The organism is Cypionkella psychrotolerans, assembly GCF_001294535.1.
Taxonomy (GTDB): Bacteria; Pseudomonadota; Alphaproteobacteria; order Rhodobacterales; family Rhodobacteraceae; genus Cypionkella; species Cypionkella psychrotolerans.
The window spans coordinates 112,784-131,483 of the sequence record NZ_LGIC01000087.1 but is presented as its reverse complement, the minus strand read 5'-3'; the positions used below and the strand labels follow the sequence as shown (position 1 = coordinate 131,483).

Here is an 18,700-nt window from a genome sequence, read left to right as displayed (position 1 = left end):
ATCTGGGCCCTTATCCCTGCTAGACGCGCCAAACGCCAAGCCCTGTTGGGGCTGATGTCTTCGCCCATGTCGCACAGATCATCATGCAACTTGCGGTATCCATAGACCTCGCCGCTGTCATCCCAAGCCTGCTTCAACAGCACCGTTTGGCGCTGATCCTCCAGCGCACGCTGACAAAAAGGTTCACGCAGCCATGCATAGAAGCCGCTCGGATGAACGGCCAGCATCCGGCACATAGCCCTGACGGCAAAGATGGGCCGGTGTTCGGCGATAAACGCATACCTCACCGGGATTCCCTGGCGAAGTATGCGGTCGCCTTTTTTAGGATGTCCCGTTCCTCCGTGACCCGCAGCAGATCTCGCTTCAACCGGCGGATCTCATCAGCTTGCGCATCGACCTCTTGGATCACCTTTGCGGGCCGCGAAAACTGCTTCTGCCATGTGTAGATCGACTTGGTGCTGACCCCCAATCGCTCGGCCACCTCGCGCACCGGGTAGCCCCGATCCTCGACCTGTGCGACCGCATCGCGCTTGAACTCATCTGTGAATTTGTTCGTGGACATATCGTCCTCCTTGCTTCCAAAATTACCAAGCAAGGCGTCTACAAATCTAGGGGCTATTCATTTGCAGCCAAAGGCTTATCCACCTTATCGTCGTGCCGTTGTTCACTGTAATTCAAGCAGTCCATGGGGCAGTTGTTGGCGGAACTGCCCCAAGCGATGCCCCAGTGCGGGGGGAATGGGTGACGGGGTTTGGCGTCGGCGGGGGACGTTTGTTTGATCAGGCGATTGCCTCTGGCTGAATGATAGCGGTCTATTGTTTCGCGATTACGATGGGACGCTATTTGGCTTTCATGAAGTAAAAGTAGCCAAGCCTGACGTCAGCGCCATCATACTGAAGACTGCCAGCGTTTCGTTCAATTTTTTTCCCTTGACTGTCCCAGGTCGTGAGGCGCGTCGAACTTACCTCCGTGACCACTGTGTAGTGCATGACCACCTTCCGCTTTTCCTTCTCCTCTGACGCATCGCGAACGAGTGAAACAACGACAGCTTTGGCACCTCTATCCAGCAACTCCTTCAACCTTGAGAGACGATCAGGGTAAACTTTGCCTGAATCGACCTCCCAATCTGCTTCACTTAATTTTTGAAACAGTTGGCAGCAGTTTTCCTCGTCGATACCTTCGCAGATCGCTTTCGAAAGGTTCCAACCCTTTTCCTTTTGCATAAACTCGATGGCCTTACCGAACGGAACCGCAGCTTCGTTCAAAGTGGCGATCGTTCCGCGAAGATGCATCACATTTATTGCGGCATAGATGCTGCACAACCAGTCAAGCGACCCCTGCTGAAGAGGAAATACATCGTCATTCATAGGGCTTGTCCTTTGTCACTAAAATTGGAGAGAAACTAGAGAAGGGTCCTGACTTTAACAAGCCAGCAACGTAACGATGGCCCAAGCGCCCGCGCCTTTGTCCGCTTGACTGCAAAACCCCTGCTTTGGCGGCCTCCAGTGGTTGACGGGACTGCCGAAGCGCCCCAGTCCAGGGGCAACGGGTGGCCATCAGGTGTCAGCCTGCTTAGACCCGTAGTCAAACAATGAAGGCTCTCCCCTTGCTGCTTCTATGTTTGTGTAGCTGCCAAGGATTGCGCTCTTGGCGGCAGGCGTCAGCTCCTCCGCCAGCTTCTTCTCATTGAACTCCAACACGCGTAGCACTCTGCGATTCTTGATCTTTCCGTCTACCACTTGGAAAGCCCACTGCACCCTGAGGCTATCCTGGGCCTGCCATAGCTGCCCAGACTGGACCGATGCTGGTCCCGGATATGCGCCAACAGCACCATGTCACGCCGCTGTCGGTGCGATACCGGCCGATGTTTCCACGCCCGCAGGCCGCGATCCGTGACCCCCATCACACGGCACGCACGCGCCATCGAAAGGACGCCGCGATAGTCGTCAAGGAACGCAAACTTCACGGCTTTGGGGCCGCGAAGAACTGAGTGGCCTTTTTTAGCAGATCCCTCTCCTCCTTGAGAATCCGGTTCTCACGCCGAAGCCGTTCGTTCTCTCGAAGCAGGTTCTGGTCAGCGTCAGGCGGGCCAGCCTCATCGGAAACCATCTTCACCCACTTGTTCAGGGTGGAAAACCCAACCCCCAGATCAGACGCAACCTGACGCCGTGTCAGGCCACTGGTTCGCGGGATGCGAACCGCATCCCGCTTGAATTCGTCGCTGTGTATCGCTGCCATATCCGGTCTCCTTGATGGCGAGTATTGCTCTCAAAAAACCGGAACGAAACCGCGACAGGTCCAAAAGTGTCGTTGCCTGCGCCAGCGAACACTTGATCGGCGCGGTCGGTGCTGAATGAGCCGAAGCCGAGGCCGACATAGGTGTCGTTGCCATCGCCAAGCAGAATGATGTTGTCGAACTCTTTATGGCTGACCACGGCATCGTTGCCGATCCCGGTATCGACGCGGTTGCTGCCCCCGAGATCATCGGTACGATCAAGGATGATGACGTCATCGCCAGCAAGCCCGAAAATCTGCAACGCCACATTATTAGCGACGCTGGACTGACTGAAGGTGTCGTTGGCAGTCGTGAGATTGATTTGGCGGCTCATGATGCTCTCCTGAGTTTGGTTGTTAGGTGAGATTAGCTTGTGCGCTGCTAGCGGGCTGTTACTTTGGTAACACGGCTACGAGCCTGCCACTGCGCGAACCGGGCGGGCGCGATGGACGAACCGCCCCAACCAATGCCCCACCGTGCAAGCCTCGGCATCATTCTGGTACCAGTCCAACGGCAGACCCGGATCCCTCCCGCCCCAGCCAACTTCTTTGCAGGTTTGGTTTGAAGCGGAAAGCGATGGCGATGCCATTGCGGGTTCTGCTTTGCAGCCAAAGGCTTATCCACCTTATCGTCGTGCCGTTGTTCACTGCAATTCAAGCAGTCCATGGGGCAGTTGTTGGCGGAACTGCCCCAAGCGATGCCCCAGTGCGTGTGGAATGGGTGACGTATGAGAAAGGTGGCTTTGGTCCCATTGACGACTCTGAGCAGGTCACACGATTTGATGGAGGAACCTTGCTCCATTGCGTAGCGTGACCGATGTCGGATCGATTGACCCAGATCATTGTCGTTTGCAAAGCCCACATCCAAGCTGAGCAGCAAGCTTCAAAGAGGGACGGCGATGTTCATGGGGTTGTGGCCAAGGGGAAAAGCGGTTTCCCTAGTATTAGCCGCAAGTCTTTTTGGAGCGGGATACGTGCTTGCTAATCCCATTGCTTCGGGGATCGATACGGGTGAGATCAGTCTGGCTCCAAATGCCAGCATCGAGCTGGTCGAAGAGGATCTCTATCTTAGCGTCGATACAGTGAAGGCCCGTTATCTGTTTCGGAATTCAAGTATGAAAGCCGTGAGGACTGGCGTCGCTTTTCCCCTTCCTCCGATTGACTACTCTGAGGCCGCACGATGGATGGAAGCACAGCCCGCCCCGGAACGCAATCTTGGCTTCAGTTTGTGGATTGACGGTCAAGCGGCAATTTATGAGTTGGATGTCCGTGCGAAGAGCGCCACTGGCGCCGACATCTCTGATATTTTAGCCAAATGGGATATTCCAGTTGCCGATTTGGTATCATATGGCGAAAGATTTGAAGAACTAATGTCGAAAATCGCCTCACTGCCACTTCATGCGAGGCAAGAGCTATACGCCGCAGGCGTGATAAAAGATGATGGAAATACGTACGGACCAAAGTCCTTGCCATTTCGCCCTGACTTGGAAACATATATCAATTTTCAATGGACCATGGAGTTTGACCCCAACGTGCCAGTTGAGGTGCTAATTTCTTATTCACCCGTGCCAAGTTCCACGCCTTTTGCCCTAGAAGTTCTTGACGCCGATCCGATGGGCATTGCTATGAAACAGGTATTTTGCCTAGATTCCGGAATTCTTTCCGAAGCACGTCGGATATTGGCAACAAACAGCACCGGCTCAGGAATACTTCGGGCAGACATGCTGTCCTACATTCTCACGACGGCAAACAGCTGGCGCGGACGGATTGGACGTTTTCATCTAACAATCGACACGCTGTCGACCGACGCCATTGCATCAACCTGCCTCGACGGTATCCATAAGACCGGACCGACGACCCTTGAATGGGAACGTTTCAACTTTCAGCCCGAGGACGAACTGTCCGTTCTCTTCCTTTCAGAAATGATCTTTGAATAGCGCTGAGGATCGGCTGGGCTCCGCCATCTTCGCCCTAGGGTTATGGGACGTAGGTTGGTCGAAAACGACAGTTTTGTCACGGCGAGCCGGAAATGGACCTAGGTGCGTCGGCAGCTCCGTCCGCAAGCGCCCCTGCCCTTCGTCTGCTTGACTGCAAAACCGCTGCTTTGCCTGTCCCAGCCCTTTCCCGTCTCCGTTGCAGGGCGGTTTGATACCTCCTCAACCAGTGCCCTAAGGCTGGGGTGAGGGGAATAGGTATAAGTGTAATGTGGGCGATCTAGCGAGACACCATTTCATGTCTTTATAGCTTTTCTCTGAGCGCCTCGTAAGGCGGTAATCCCCCCATTCTTAACGGGGTGCATCCGTAGAATTCACGCGGCCATTTTCAGTTTCTGGGCGGGTGTGATGCCGCCAATGCCCGTTGCCCGGCAATGGTTTGCTTGCAATTCATGAAAGGGATGTTCGGGCGGTCGTTGTTGTAAGTCCAGAGCCATTGCGTGGCGAAGTCTTGTGCCTCCTCGATGCTTTCGATGATATATTGATCCAGCCATTCATGCCTGACGGTGCGGTTGTAGCGCTCGATGTAGGCGTTCTGCTGCGGCTGTCCGGGTTGGATGTGCTGGATCGTGATGCCGCGTTTATCGGCCCAGATCAGCAGCTTGCCACTGATGTATTCCGGGCCGTTGTCGACCCGAATGGTGCCTGGCTTGCCGCGCCATTCGATGATCCGGTCAAGGCTTCGGATGACCCTTTCGGCGGGCAGCGAGAAGTCGACCTCGATGCCCAGGCCCTCGCGATTGAAGTCGTCCAGCACGTTCAAGAGCCGGAACTGGCGGCCATCCCCCAGCCGGTCGGCCATGAAATCCATCGACCAAGTGATGTTCGGCGCCTCCGGCACCGCCAGTGCGTCGGGCTTGTCCCGTTTTAGCCGCTTGCGGGGTTTAATCCGCAGGTTCAGTTCCAGCTCGAAGTAAATCCGGTAGACGCGTTTGTGGTTCCATGGATGCCCCTTCACGTTGCGCAAATGCAGGAAACACAGGCCGAAGCCCCAGGTCTTTCGGGCGTCCGTCAGCCCGACCAGCAGATCGGCGATCTCCTCGTTCTCGGCCTTTAACTTCGGGCCATAGCGATAGCAGGTCTCGCTGACACCGAAGGCCCGGCAGGCCAGCGCAATGCTGACCTGGTGGTGCGCCACCGCCTTCTCGGCCATCTCGCGGCGTTGAGATAGCCGCGTCACTTTTTTCCGAGAGCCTCCTTCAGCAGATCGGCCTGCATGCTCAGGTCCGCATACATCCGCTTCAGCCGCCGGTTCTCCTCTTCAATGGCCTTCATCTGGCTGATCAGCGACGCATCCATGCCGCCATACTTCGCCCGCCATTTGTAAAACGACGCGTTGCTCATGCCATGCTCGCGGCACAGCTCGGCCACCGGCACACTGCCTTCGGCCTGACGCAGGATCGCAAGGATCTGCGCTTCTGTGTATCTACTTGTCTTCATTCAGAATCTCCTCGTTCATCTTGGCGAGAAAGTTCTACTTATAGCCCCTTACTTTCGGGGGGGATTATCGAAGCTGGTGCGCTCGGGCATCTGCGCCTGCGCAAGCAAAGTGAGAAACAGCGCGATCTGGATAAGCGGCCGGAGTGAATCCTTAATGATCCCCTAACGCCAAAACCCAAACCCTTGATTCCAAACGCCCTTGATCATGGTCCCAACTCGGGACTTGCCCCGGAAAACCAAAAAGCCCCCTTGCGGGGGCTTTGAAGTGGCGCGGTGGACGGGGCTCGAACCCGCGACCCCCGGCGTGACAGGCCGGTACTCTAACCAACTGAGCTACCACCGCGCATCATCCCGGTTGCCCGGGCGTGTGGGGGTATTACGCAAGGGGCCAAGCGGCGTCAAGCAGGTTCACCGATGTTTTTCAACGATCTGGGTTTTTCAATGATCTGGTGCCGGGATGAATTCATCGTGGTCCGCAGGCGGCAGTTGGAAGCGCCCATGCGCCCAATCCCCCGCCCGCCACGCCTCTTTCGCGGCCTCAATCCGCTCTTTGCTGGAGGCGACAAAGTTCCACCAGATATGGCGTGGCCCATCCATCGTGGCCCCCCCCAGCAGCATGATCCGCGCGCCCTCTGCCCCCGCTTTCACCGAGATGCCATCACCGGGCCGGAACACCAGCATCGAGCCCACACCATAGGCCTGCCCGCCTTGGCTGACCTCACCTTGCAGCACATATACCCCACGATCCTCATGCTCATCTGGCAAAGGCAGCGACGCACCCGCAGCCAGCGTCGCATCGGCATAGAAGGTCTCGGATGACAGATCCAAAGGCACCTTCGCCCCCCAAGCCGAGCCCAGAATCAACCGCACCGACTTGCCCTCCGCCTCCAACAACGGCAACGCATCCACACCAAGGTTATGGAACGCAGGCGGCGCATCCTCCTGCGCCTTGGTCAAAGCCAACCACGTTTGCAAGCCAAAAAGCGTCTGCGGCAAAGCGCCATCGGTGCGCTCGGAATGGGTGATGCCATGCCCCGCCTGCATCAGATTGACCTCTCCCGGCGTGATCCATGCATCGCTGCCCAGCGAGTCACGGTGGTGCATCCGGCCTTTCAGCAGATAGGTCACCGTCGAGAGCCCAATATGCGGATGCGGGCGCACATCGACGCCCTTGCCGGTCAGAAACTCGGCAGGCCCCATCTGGTCAAAGAAAATAAACGGCCCGACCATTTGTCGCTGCACCGAGGGCAAGGCCCGACGCACCTCAAACCCGCCCAAATCCCGCGCACGCGGAATGATCAGCGCCTCAATCGCATCGACCTGATCGCCCATCGGGATCGACGCATCCAGCAAAGGATTCCAACTCATATTCGCCTCCATCTGTTGAAGCAAAGATAGGCCCAACCATCGTCGCACCATAGATCGCTTTGCGCGCGGCTTCTGTGCGTGATCGCGCAACCCTTAGAGGATGGTGAAATCATCCGCCGTCAGACCAAACCCCGCCGTGACTTGTGCAAACTGCACAGCCACTGCGGCCCCGGTGCCATCACGATCATACCACAGCGCGCCCGTCGTGGCGTCATAGAGCACCCGGTCGTCGTGATCCAACGCCACGCTGCCATTGACAAAAGCCGTCGTCGCCAGCCCGCCCACCGCCGCGCCGGTGAACACCAGATGATCCAACCGGATCGTATCATCTGCCACCTCGAAATCACTGATCACATCCACCATCGTCGCCAGCGGCCGCACCACAAAATCAAACATATCCGCACCGCTGTCCCCGGTCAGCGTATCCGCCCCCATGCCCCCGACCAAGGTGTCATTGCCCACCCCGCCCACCAGCACATCATCGTAACGCCCGCCTGCAAGCGCATCATCCCCCGCGCCCGCAGTGAAAAACACCCGCTCAATCGAGGTCAGCTTGGTGCCATCCGACAATGTCACCGAGGCCGCAAGACTGAAGCTGATCGCCTGCGTCGCGGCGCTGCGGTTGACATAGGCGTAGTCCAGACCCGCACCGCCGTTCAGCAGATCAATGCCATCGCCGCTGTCCGAGAACAGAAGATCTTCGCCGCCGCGGCCATAGACCACGTCATTGCCCGCCCCGCCGTAAAGATAATCCCCTCCGCTACCACCCTCCAGCGTATCATTGCCGACCTCGCCCCACAGACTGTCATTGCCACCCTGACCGCGCAGGAAGTCATCGCCAGAGCCGCCCATCGCCTGATCATCGTCCAAACCACAGTAAAGCTGATCATCGCCATCTTCGCCCCACAAAGAATCCGCGCCGCCATCGCCAAACAACCTGTCGTTCTGCGCGGCCCCGGCCAAAGCATCGGCCCCTTCCCCGCCATGCAGCATGTCACGCGCAGCACCCCCATAAAGCTGATCATTGCCTGCCGCGCCATAAAGCGCGTCGGTGCCGCCCGATCCCACCATCAGATCATCGCCGCCGCCACCATAAAGGTTATCCCCGCCCGTACCGCCATAAAGCTCATCCACGCCGCCACCGCCGCGCAACACATCCCTGCCGCCATTGCCGAAAAGCTGATCCATATAGGCGCCGCCCCCAACGAAGTCCGCCGCCTCACCACCGCGAAACAGCATCCGCTCGATGCCAAAAAACCAGCTGCCATCCGCCAAGCTTTGCGCGATTCCCGGCTCTGCAATCGAGAAATTCAGCGCCAAAGCCGAGCCGCTGCGGTCAAACACCAAAAAATCCAAACCAGAGCCGCCATCAATGCTGTCGGCCCCCTCATCCGCGCCGACGAAGATCAAATCATTGTCGGTGCCGCCTTGGATCAGGTCATTGCCCGCGCCACCATACAGCGTGTCCTCACCGGTGCCGCCGTGCAGATTGTCATTCTCGGCACCGCCATACAGCGTGTCGTTGCCAGCCCCCCCCAACAACGTATCCTGCCCCTGATCCGCCACCAGCAGATCAGCATCGTTGACGGGCCCGAAATCTCCGGTCGCATTGCCCTCCAGCCAGCTGCGCATAATATCATCGCCCGCCCCGTCAAACAAAGTGTCCGGAGAGTTGCTGCCTGTGTAAACCGTCATGATGACTCCTGCTGCCATACACGTGCCGACCAAATATTGTGCAACCATATGGAGAACAGGCTATCGCGCCAACACTCATGCGCGCCCGAACCGCCGATATGCAGAAATCAGCTGATCCACAGCAACGCCGTTCCGGATAGCTATTGGGAACCACCGGGTCAAATGCTGCGCTAAGCTATTGAAAATGGTGGGTCGTGACGGGCTCGAACCGCCGACATTCTCGGTGTAAACGAGACGCTCTACCAACTGAGCTAACAACCCACGCCGCCGCTATAGCCAATGCCCCGCAGCAGCACAAGCCCCCAATCTGGCCCCGTACCACTACAAAAACGCGACCCGAAGGCCGCGTTTTCTATACAATGGCGGGAGATAAGGGATTTGTACCTTGCCCATTGTTAGGGTCTGTTGCCGTTCAGTTCAATCGAATGTCAGTCGCAACGCGGGCGGCGAACGCGCCATAGCTTGTATCTGTTTTGTAGCGGCACATGGCGATCCAGCTGTATTCCCAGCTCTTTTGGAAGAGATTCTCGATCCGATGTCGCCATCGGAGTGCCCCCACTGAAGTGGTCCACCAACTGGGATATGATGATCCCATTTTTTTGGAGGATCAGAGGATGGCTGGAAAGCGAGAGAAGCCGAAAGATATTGTGCTGAAGCTGCGGCAGGTAAAGGTGCTGCAGGGTCAGGGCAAGTCGGTGCAGACCTATTGTCGATGGAGCAAAGAGTATGGCGGGATGAACCGCGATCAGCTGAAACGGCTGAAGGAGCCTGAGGCCGAGAACAAGCGGCTGCGGCGCGCGGTGTCGGATCGGACCTTGGACAAGCTGATCCTGACCGAGGCCGCCCAGGGAACCGAAGGTCCGCGTCAGCAAAACGATTAAGCCCTTCGCGCCGACGGCGTTGCATCGACCATGTGCGGCAGACCCTTGGCATATCCGAGCGTCCCGGTGCCGGCAGGCGAATGCGCGCATTCGCCGAGAGGGGCCTGCCGCACATTGGGACAGCGCCGCTCAACTCAGCGCAAGGTGCCCTGTGGCCCGCCAGATGAAGAGCGGCTGACCGAGGACATCATCGAACTGACCCGACAGTTCGGGCGCTATGGCTATCGGATGATCACCGGGCTGCTGAACAACGCCGGCTGGCGTGTAAACCACAAGCGGGTCGAGCGGATCTGGCGGCGGGAAGGCCTTAAAGTCCCACAGAAACAGGCGAAGAAGAGCCGGCTCTGGCTGAACGACGGATCCTGCGTAAGGCTGCGGCCCGAACATCCCAACCATGTCTGCACCTCACGACTTCGTTCAGGATCGGACCCAGGACGGCCGCGTATTTCGCACATTCAACATCATTGATGAGTTCACGAAGGAGTCGCTCGTGATCCGCGTCAAACGCAGACTTAATTCCACCGACGTCGTCGATGCCCTGACCGACCTCTTCATTCTACGCGGGCCGCCCAAATTCATAAGGTCCGACAATGGCGCCGAATTTGTCGCCGAGAAGGTGCGAACCTGGATCGCCGCCGTCGGGGCAAAGACTGCCTTCATCGCGCCCGGCCAATCGTCGGGAAAACAGTCCCCCGGACTGTTTTCTGATCCTCCTCATATCTGGGAGAATGGCTATTGCGAAAGCTTCAACGCCCGCTTCGCCCCTCTTCGGCCGATTTGCAATACAAATCGCCTGCCGGGCAATGGATGAACTCCTCAACGGCGAGGTCTTCTACTCCTAGCGCGAAGCACAGATCCTGATCGAGAAATGGCAACGCCACGCCAACACCGTCAGGCCGCACAGCGCCTTGGGCTACCGTCCGCCGGCGCCAGAGACCATCGTCCCAGTGGACCCGAGGCTGATCCGCTCCCCAACGTTGGACCGCCCCGACGCCAGTTGTGGTGCGAGTGATGGCATCGGGGGTGATGTGGCGGGTGCCAATGATCAGGTCCATCGCGGTCATCTTTCGGTTTTGGAGCCTGCCCCGGCATCGGGCGATCCGGCGTTTCGGCTCTTTAGAAGCCCATTTTGGCTTACAGGCCCCCGTGGGGGCCTGTGGGACAGACTTTCGGCTGAATCCGGGACAAACTTGCCCGATTTGGGAGGAACTTTCGCCCCAGCGACAACAGGAAATACGCGAGATCAGCTACACCCACTCGTCCCACCGCAGGTGTTGCACTTCATGCAGGTGCCGTTGCGCACCAGCGTGTAGTTGCCGCATTCGCCGCAGGGGTCGCCCTCGTAGCCCTGCATTTTGGCTTTCACCCGCAGGTCCATCGTCACCGTGCCCGTCGCCAGCGCCGTGCCGCCACTGATAGTCCCCCCCATCGCGCGGGCGGTTTCTGGGATCAGCATGTTCAGCGCCGAGACCGGATCGGTGCCATTGGCCAAAGCTGTCGCCCCCATCCCGCCTTGCAGCATCACCAGTTCCGACGGCAGGCGCTTGCGCAGATAGCCGGTTGAGCTGATTTGCTTCAGCACCTCAAGCCCGCGGGTGGCGGCTTGGTCGGAGATTTCCGACAGATTGGGTTTGCCTTCCTCGACCCCGCGGCCGAGATCATCGAACGAGGCACCCGTGGGTTTGACATGCGCGAGGTCAGTGCGATCAAGGTAAGAAATCGCCAGTTCGCGGAAGATATAGTCGAGGATCGATGTGGCGTTTTTCACGCTATCATTGCCTTGCACCATGCCCGCAGGTTCAAACCGGGTGAAGGTGAAGGCCTCGACATATTCTTCCAGCGGCACGCCATATTGCAGGCCGACCGAGATCGCGATGGCGAAGTTATTCATCATGGCGCGGAAGCCCGCACCTTCCTTGTGCATGTCGATGAAAATCTCACCCAAGCGGCCGTCGCCATATTCGCCGGTGCGCAGATAGACCTTATGGCCGCCGACGATGGCTTTCTGGGTGTAGCCTTTGCGGCGTTCCGGCAGCTTTTCGCGGTTGGTGCGGATGATTTCCTTGTAGATGATCTTTTCGACGATTTTCTCGGCCAGAACGGCGGCTTTTTCTTGGTTCGAGCCAGAAGTCAGGATTTCTTCGGCTTCCTCGTCATCCTCCACCAAGGCCGAGGCCAAGGGCTGCGAGAGTTTTGATCCGTCGCGATAGAGTGCGTTGGCTTTGATGCCCAAGGACCACGACAATTCATAGGCCGCCAAAGTCTCGGCAATCGTCGCCGAATTCGGCATGTTGATGGTCTTGGAAATCGCGCCCGAGATGAACGACTGGGCGGCGGCCATCATGTAGATATGGCTGTCGACCGAGAGATAGCGCTTGCCGGTTTTGCCGCAGGGGTTGGCGCAATCAAACACCGAATAATGCGCAGGCTTCAGGAAGGGTGCGCCTTCCAGCGTCATCGTGCCGCAAACATGGTCGTTCGCCGCGTCGATCTGGGCTTTGGTAAAGCCGAGGTGGCGCAGCAGATCGAAGCTGGGGTCAGACAGTTTTTCCGCCGGGATGCCGAGGGTTTTCTTGCAGAAATCCTCGCCAATCGTCCATTGGTTGAACACGAAGCGGATATCGAAGGCCGAGGGCAAAGCCGCCTCAATCTTCTCCAATTCGCGCGCGCCAAAGCCGTGGCCGACCAGCGCGGTGGTGTTGATGCCGGGGCAGTTGCCGATCGAGCCGTGACCGACGGCATAAGCCACGATTTCAGCGGCTTGGCTCGTGGTATAGCCAAGTTTCTCCAAGGCGGCAGGGACCGATTGGTTGATGATCTTGAAATAGCCACCGCCCGCGAGTTTCTTGAATTTCACCAGCGCGAAATCCGGCTCGATGCCGGTGGTGTCGCAATCCATCACCAGACCGATGGTGCCGGTGGGCGCGATCACGGTGGTTTGGGCATTGCGGAAGCCGTGGGCTTGACCAAGCGTCAGCGCTTCGTCCCAAGCCGATTTTGCCATGGTCACAAGCGTTTGATCGGGGCAGTTGGCGGCATCCAATGCGACTGGATTGACGTTGACGGCCTCATAACCCGAGGTCTTGCCATAAGCCGCCGCACGGTGGTTGCGGATGACGCGCAGCATGTGCTGGGCGTTGCGGGCATAGCCACTGAAAGCGCCGAGTTCGGAAGCCATCTCGGCGGAAGTTGCATAGCTGACACCGGTCATCAGCGCGGTCAGCGCACCGCAGAAGGCGCGGCCTTCGGTGGAATCGTAGCCCAGCCCCATGTTCATCAGCAGGCCGCCGATATTGGCATAGCCCAGACCCAACGTGCGGAAATCATAGGACAGTTGCGCGATTTCCTTCGACGGGAATTGCGCCATCATCACAGAAATTTCCAGCGTAACTGTCCAGAGGCGGGTGGCGTGGATATAGGCGTCAGAGTCAAATTTGCCGTCCTTGAAGAAGGTCAGCAGGTTCATCGAGGCAAGGTTACAGGCGGTGTCGTCGAGGAACATATATTCCGAGCACGGGTTAGAGCCGCGAATGGCGCCATCTTCTGGGCAGGTGTGCCAAGCGTTGACGGTGTCATGAAACTGGATGCCCGGATCGGCGCAGGCCCAGGCGGCATGGCCAACCTGATCCCAAAGATCGCGGGCTTTCAGGGTTTTCGCGGTCTTGCCATCGGTGCGCCGGATCAGCGCCCAATCGGCATCGTCCTTCACAGCGGTCAGGAAGGCATCGGTGACGCGCACCGAGTTGTTAGAGTTTTGGCCGGAAACAGTGATGTAGGCTTCGGAATCCCAATCGACATCATAGGTGGGGAATTCGATGCTGGTGAAGCCTTGGCGCGCATATTGCAGGATGCGGTTGGTGTAAGTATCCGGGATCATGGCCTTTTTGGCCGAGCGGATTGCGGCTTTCAGGGCTGGGTTCTTTGCCGGGTCCACCGAGTCATCGCTTGATCCATCCCACTGGCGGATTGCGGTAAAAATTTCGTTTAGCTTCAGCTCATGGGCTTTGGAACCAGCGACCAGCGAGGCAACCTTTTGTTCCTCAATAACTTTCCAGTTCACGAAGGCTTCGACATCGGGGTGATCCATATCGCAGATCACCATTTTGGCCGCCCTGCGCGTGGTGCCGCCGGATTTGATCGCCCCCGCCGCACGGTCGCCGATTTTCAGGAACCCCATCAGGCCCGAGGATTTGCCGCCGCCCGACAGCTTTTCACCCTCACCGCGTAGCGAGGAAAAGTTGGTGCCAGTGCCAGAGCCATATTTGAACAGCCGCGCCTCACGCACCCACAGATCCATGATGCCGCCGTCGCCGACCAGATCATCCTTCACCGATTGGATGAAGCAGGCGTGCGGCTGCGGATGCTCATAGGCGCTACTAGATTTAGTCAGCACGCCGGTCATATGATCAACGTAGTAGTGACCTTGGCTTGGCCCATCAATGCCGTAGGCCCAGTGCAGCCCGGTGTTGAACCATTGCGGAGAATTCGGCGCTGCCATCTGACGGGCCAGCATGAAGCGCATCTCGTCATAATAGGCTTTGGCATCGGCCTCGGTGGTGAAATAGCCACCCTTCCAGCCCCAATAGGCCCAAGCGCCAGCCAGACGGTCAAACACCTGCTTGGCAGAGGTTTCGCCGACCAGACGCTCCTCCACTGGCAGCAATGCCAGAGCATCCTCGTCGGGCACCGACCGCCAGAGGAATTTCGGAATATCCTTTTCGCGCATACGCTTTAGCCGTGCCGGGATGCCCGCTTTGCGGAAGTATTTTTGCGCCAGAACATCGGAAGCCACTTGGCTCCAGCCCTGCGGAACCTCAACGGCTTCATTGCGAAACACAACGGTGCCATCGGGATTCCGGATTTCCGATACCGTGGTCGAAAACGCCATCCCGCCATAGGCACCGGTGGCTTCGGTGGTAAACTTCCGCTCGATCTTCATCTGCCTGTCCCATGTTTTCGCGCGGTGTCTGCTGCACCGCGTCTGTGTCCCAAAATCCCTGCGCGCCGCCGTCCCATGCTTGCCGCACCACCTAATTCGGGCGCGATGGCCCCGTTGAGGGACACAAACATAGGGTTGGGCATTCCGCTGGGCGCACTACATCTTGTGGCTGCGGGTGGCGCGTCGTCAAACTGTCGCAATTCTGGCGCCGCATCAACGGATTTTTTACACTTATACACTAGATTTTGTGCTTGACCTGCGGCGTATATCTAGCCCTGCCATCACCCCGACGTGAGCCTTTTTGCCGCTCTGTCCGCAAAATCGCGCTTAATGTGGCGTCGTAACTGCCGCAAAAACCCTAGTATCACGGCATGCTTGCATGGTTTGGCTCAGATGCAGTGGCAGGTCGCTGATTCCTCCACAGGCTGTGGATAAAGCCGCGCACTACCTCCGGTTGATCAGCGCGATTCCCGCCGCGACGAATCCAGCGGCCATGATGAGGCCAAAAGACAACGCTTCGTCGAAAATAAAATATCCCAGAACGATGGCGAACAGCGGGGTCAGAAACGAAAAACTGGCGACGGTCGAGGCCGGATAGACCGACAGCAACCACAGCCAAGTGATGAACACCCCCGCCACAATCACCCCCGCCTGAAACACCAGCCAGATCCAGTGAATGGGCTCTGCATCGCGGATCAGCGGGCCGAAGAACGGGGCCGCTGCCAGTAAAATTGGTGCTGAAATCAGTGCCATCCAGAACAGTTGTGCTTCTGGGCCGGCGTCACGCAGCCGGGTTTTGCGCGCCAGAAACGCGGTGCCGGCCCAGCCCCAAGCGCCGACCAAAGCAAAAAGATCCCCCGCAATGCTGGCGTGTCCTGAGGGGCTTTTCGACAGAATCGCCCAAGCCGCGCTGATGAAGGCCAGCCCCAGCCCGATTCCACGCTGCCGGGTGATGCGCTCATTCGGCAGCCAGAAATGCGCGGCCACGGCCAGCCAAAGCGGCATCGAATAAAAGATCACCGAGGCACGTCCCACGGCGGTCATGTCAAGCGCCATGAAAAGGTACAGAAACTCGGCGGCGAATACCGCGCCAATCGCCAGCCCCGGGCCAAGATCGGTCAGCCGAATCCGGCTCCAAAGCCCGCGATACTTCAGCTAGGCAAAGACGAACACGATCGCCAGAGCCGAGCGCGCGCCCGCGAAAAACACAGGCTGTAACCCGTGATTGACCTCTTTCACAACGATCTGGTTGACCGCCAACAGGAAAGTCACCGCGATCAGCGCCGCCAGCCCTACCCCGTCCAGCCGCTCTTTGCGCATCACGCCCTCGTTTTTGCGCCAACCTCTGGGGGGGACAAGGTGAAGTCAAGTCCTGCAAAATCGCTGGCAGCACGGCGCGGTTTCCCTTACATGCGGCGTATCAAACTGAGCAATGAAGGGGGCCTTGTCATGTCGGATCTGATCTCACGCGGGGTCGCCAAGGGCTTGCGGATGACCGATCAGCGCCGCGTGGTCGCTAGGGTGATCGCGGCGGCCGAGGATCACCCGGATGTTGAGGAACTTTATGCGCGGTCTGCACAGGTTGACCCGAAGATTTCCCTCGCCACCGTGTACCGAACGGTGAAGCTGTTTGAGGAATGTGGCCTGCTGGAGCGGCTAGAGTTTGGCGATGGCCGCGCACGCTATGAAGATGCAGAGCGCGATCACCATGATCATCTTATTGACGTGAACACCGGGCAAGTCATTGAATTCGTGGACCCCGAGATTGAGGCCCTGCAAGAGCGCATCGCGGCGCGGTTGGGCTATCGGTTGATCGGGCACCGGCTGGAACTGCTCGGCGTTCCGGTCAAGAAGGGATAAGTTTTGGCCTCGGATAACCTGCGCGGTATCCTGTTGATGGTGGTGTCGATGGCCCTGTTTGGGCTGGAGGACATGTTCCTGAAATGGGCGGCCAAAACCCTGCCAGTGGGCGAGATTATCTTTATTTCTGGCGTGTTTGGCGTCGTGGTGTTCGTGCTTATGGCGTGGCAGCAGCGGCAAAAGGTTTTCACCAAACAGGCGCTAAACCCATGGGTTCTCGCGCGCGGGCTTGGCGAAATGGTTGGCACTTTCGCCTACATCACTGCCCTTGCCACCGTGCCTTTGTCGACAGTTTCGGCGGTTTTGCAGGCGATGCCCTTGGCGGTGACGATGGCTGCGGCGCTTTTCATGCAAGAGCAAGTCGGCTGGCGGCGCTGGTCGGCGATTGCAGTGGGCTTTGCGGGCGTGCTGCTGGTGATCCGCCCCGGCTTGGATGGCTTTCGGCCAGAGGCGCTTTGGGTACTGATCACCGTGGCGGGGCTGACCCTGCGTGACTTGGCCGCGCGAAAGATCCCACCGGAAAGCTCGACCGCGCAAGTCTCGGCTTGGGGGTTGATCGCGGTCACGCTGCTCGGCGCGCTGATGATGGCGGGATCAGGTGAAGTTGCTGTGCCAACCCTCTGGGAAACCTATGCTTTAATCGGGGCACTGGTGTTCGGCACGGGCGGATATTGGGCGATTATTGGTGCGACGCGGACGGGCGAGGTATCGGTGGTGGCCCCCTTCCGCTATGTCCGGCTGGTGTTTGCGGTGCTGATCGGGGCGTTTGTGTTCCACGAATGGCCCGATGTCATAACCCTGTGCGGCTCGGGGCTTATCGTCGCCTCGGGGCTTTATTCCTTTGCGCGTGAACGCGCCCGCAAACACGCGCTTTCCTTGAACGCACCCTTGGGCTAAGACGCCCAAGAGAGCACCATTTCCGCCCATTTGGAGGCCTGACATGAGCACGATCATTGATATCCACGCCCGCGAGATTCTCGACAGCCGCGGCAATCCCACCGTTGAAGTTGATGTGCTGCTGGAAAGCGGCGCGCAGGGACGTGCTGCGGTGCCCTCGGGTGCCTCAACTGGCGCGCATGAGGCGAATGAGCGCCGCGATGGCGATAAATCGCGCTATATGGGCAAGGGCGTGTTGGAGGCTGTGGCCGCCGTCAACGGCGAGTTGGCCGAAGAAATCGTAGGCTTTGACGCAACCGAACAAGTCGGCATCGACCGCACCATGATCGAATTGGACGGCACGCCAAACAAATCGCGTCTGGGCGCGAATGCCATTCTGGGCGTGTCTTTGGCAGTGGCGAAAGCTGCGGCAGAGTTCACCGGGCAGCCGCTCTTCCGCTATGTCGGCGGCACCTCGGCCCGGATGTTGCCAGTGCCAATGATGAACATCATCAACGGCGGCGAACATGCGGATAACCCGATTGATATCCAAGAATTTATGATCATGCCGGTGGGCGCGGAAAACATCCGTGAGGCCATTCGGATGGGTTCGGAAGTGTTCCACACCCTGAAGAAAGAGCTGTCGGCGGCGGGGCATAACACCAATGTCGGCGATGAGGGTGGCTTTGCGCCGAACCTGAACTCTGCCCGCGATGCGCTTGATTTCATTCTGAAGTCGATTGAGAAGGCGGGCTATCGCCCCGGCGAAGATATGTTCCTCGCTTTGGATTGCGCCGCCACCGAATACTTCAAGGGCGGCAAGTATGAGATGAAGGGCGAGGGGAAATCCTTGTCTATTGAGGAGAACGTTGATTTCCTCGCAGGTCTGGCTGCTGACTACCCGATCATCTCGATTGAAGATGGCTGTTCCGAAGACGATTGGGCAGGCTGGAAGCTTTTGACCGACAAACTGGGCGGCAAAATCCAACTGGTCGGCGACGACCTGTTCGTGACCAATCCGCGTCGTTTGGCGGAAGGCATCAAGGCCGGTTGCGCCAATTCCATGCTGGTGAAAGTCAATCAAATCGGCACTTTGACCGAGACGTTGCAGGCCGTCGATATGGCGCATCGCGCGCGCTACACCAATGTGATGTCGCATCGTTCGGGGGAGACTGAGGACAGCACTATTGCTGACTTGGCGGTTGCGACCAACTGCGGTCAGATCAAAACCGGCTCGCTGTCGCGCTCGGACCGGTTGGCGAAATACAACCAGTTGATCCGCATTGAGGAAATGCTGGGTGAGACGGCAGAATATGCTGGTCGGTCTATCCTGCGCGGCTAAGGGTTTCTGATAGCGATTTTTAAGCCACGCA

The 18,700-nt window shown here is 58.2% G+C and carries 11 protein-coding genes, 2 tRNA genes and 4 pseudogenes; 5 read left to right on the top strand and 12 right to left on the bottom strand.

What is annotated here, in order from left to right; genetic code table 11:
* The 4 genes and pseudogenes from AKV04_RS27365 to AKV04_RS22535 all read right to left on the bottom strand — a co-directional run.
* Nucleotides 1-562, bottom strand: a pseudogene (locus AKV04_RS27365) (transposase); the annotation flags it as partial.
* Between the two features lie 277 nt (nt 563-839).
* The gene (locus AKV04_RS22550; protein WP_054008651.1) at nt 840-1,367 is read right to left on the bottom strand and encodes a hypothetical protein; all 528 of its coding nucleotides are present in this window, start codon (nt 1,365-1,367) and stop codon (nt 840-842) included.
* A gap of 377 nt (nt 1,368-1,744) precedes the next feature.
* Nucleotides 1,745-2,238: pseudogene (locus tag AKV04_RS27360) on the bottom strand (transposase); the annotation flags it as partial.
* The gene (locus tag AKV04_RS22535; protein ID WP_054008648.1) at nt 2,172-2,609 is read right to left on the bottom strand and encodes a hypothetical protein; all 438 of its coding nucleotides are present in this window, start codon (nt 2,607-2,609) and stop codon (nt 2,172-2,174) included. The pseudogene AKV04_RS27360 and the gene AKV04_RS22535, both read right to left, overlap by 67 nt.
* A gap of 564 nt (nt 2,610-3,173) precedes the next feature.
* Here AKV04_RS22535 and AKV04_RS22525 point away from each other — a divergent pair.
* Nucleotides 3,174-4,211 (top strand): DUF4424 family protein, encoded by a 1,038-nt coding sequence (locus AKV04_RS22525; protein WP_054008646.1) that lies wholly within the window; start codon nt 3,174-3,176, stop codon nt 4,209-4,211.
* A gap of 371 nt (nt 4,212-4,582) precedes the next feature.
* On the opposite strand, the pseudogene AKV04_RS22520 reads toward AKV04_RS22525, so the two are convergent.
* From AKV04_RS22520 to AKV04_RS22495, 5 genes and pseudogenes are all read right to left on the bottom strand, one after another.
* Nucleotides 4,583-5,708 (bottom strand): annotated as a pseudogene (locus AKV04_RS22520) (IS3 family transposase).
* Between the two features lie 266 nt (nt 5,709-5,974).
* Nucleotides 5,975-6,051 (bottom strand) — tRNA-Asp (locus AKV04_RS22510).
* Between the two features lie 95 nt (nt 6,052-6,146).
* Entirely contained in the window at nt 6,147-7,076 is a 930-nt protein-coding gene (locus AKV04_RS22505) for a pirin family protein (RefSeq protein ID WP_054008669.1), read from the bottom strand.
* Between the two features lie 93 nt (nt 7,077-7,169).
* On the bottom strand, nt 7,170-8,771 hold the full coding sequence (locus tag AKV04_RS22500; RefSeq protein ID WP_054008644.1) for a calcium-binding protein: 1,602 nt from the start codon (nt 8,769-8,771) through the stop codon (nt 7,170-7,172).
* A 185-nt stretch (nt 8,772-8,956) separates the two neighbouring features.
* Nucleotides 8,957-9,032, bottom strand: a tRNA-Val gene (locus AKV04_RS22495).
* 353 nt (nt 9,033-9,385) lie between these two features.
* On the opposite strand from AKV04_RS22495, the pseudogene AKV04_RS22485 reads away from it, so the two are divergent.
* A pseudogene (locus AKV04_RS22485) lies at nt 9,386-10,599 on the top strand (IS3 family transposase); the annotation flags it as partial.
* A 296-nt stretch (nt 10,600-10,895) separates the two neighbouring features.
* On the opposite strand, the gene AKV04_RS22480 reads toward AKV04_RS22485, so the two are convergent.
* The 3 genes from AKV04_RS22480 to AKV04_RS27355 form a co-directional block, all read right to left on the bottom strand.
* The gene (locus AKV04_RS22480) at nt 10,896-14,591 is read right to left on the bottom strand and encodes a vitamin B12-dependent ribonucleotide reductase (RefSeq protein WP_054008642.1); all 3,696 of its coding nucleotides are present in this window, start codon (nt 14,589-14,591) and stop codon (nt 10,896-10,898) included.
* Nucleotides 14,592-15,035: 444 nt separating this feature from the next.
* Nucleotides 15,036-15,692 carry a DMT family transporter gene (locus AKV04_RS22475; protein WP_456062279.1) on the bottom strand — a complete coding sequence of 219 codons (657 nt, stop codon included), beginning with the start codon at nt 15,690-15,692 and terminating at the stop codon, nt 15,036-15,038.
* Nucleotides 15,693-15,746: 54 nt separating this feature from the next.
* Nucleotides 15,747-15,911: a hypothetical protein gene (locus AKV04_RS27355; protein WP_235815739.1), complete on the bottom strand. Its 165-nt coding sequence runs from the start codon at nt 15,909-15,911 to the stop codon at nt 15,747-15,749.
* A 129-nt stretch (nt 15,912-16,040) separates the two neighbouring features.
* On the opposite strand from AKV04_RS27355, the gene AKV04_RS22470 reads away from it, so the two are divergent.
* Genes AKV04_RS22470 through eno form a run of 3 tightly spaced genes read left to right on the top strand, consistent with a single transcriptional unit; the run spans nt 16,041 to nt 18,669 of the window.
* Nucleotides 16,041-16,451 (top strand): Fur family transcriptional regulator, encoded by a 411-nt coding sequence (locus tag AKV04_RS22470; RefSeq protein WP_054008668.1) that lies wholly within the window; start codon nt 16,041-16,043, stop codon nt 16,449-16,451.
* Between the two features lie 3 nt (nt 16,452-16,454).
* The gene (locus AKV04_RS22465; protein WP_268871816.1) at nt 16,455-17,348 is read left to right on the top strand and encodes a DMT family transporter; all 894 of its coding nucleotides are present in this window, start codon (nt 16,455-16,457) and stop codon (nt 17,346-17,348) included.
* A 43-nt stretch (nt 17,349-17,391) separates the two neighbouring features.
* Nucleotides 17,392-18,669 (top strand): phosphopyruvate hydratase, encoded by a 1,278-nt coding sequence (gene eno / locus AKV04_RS22460; protein WP_054008641.1) that lies wholly within the window; start codon nt 17,392-17,394, stop codon nt 18,667-18,669.
* Nucleotides 18,670-18,700: the final 31 nt, after the last annotated feature.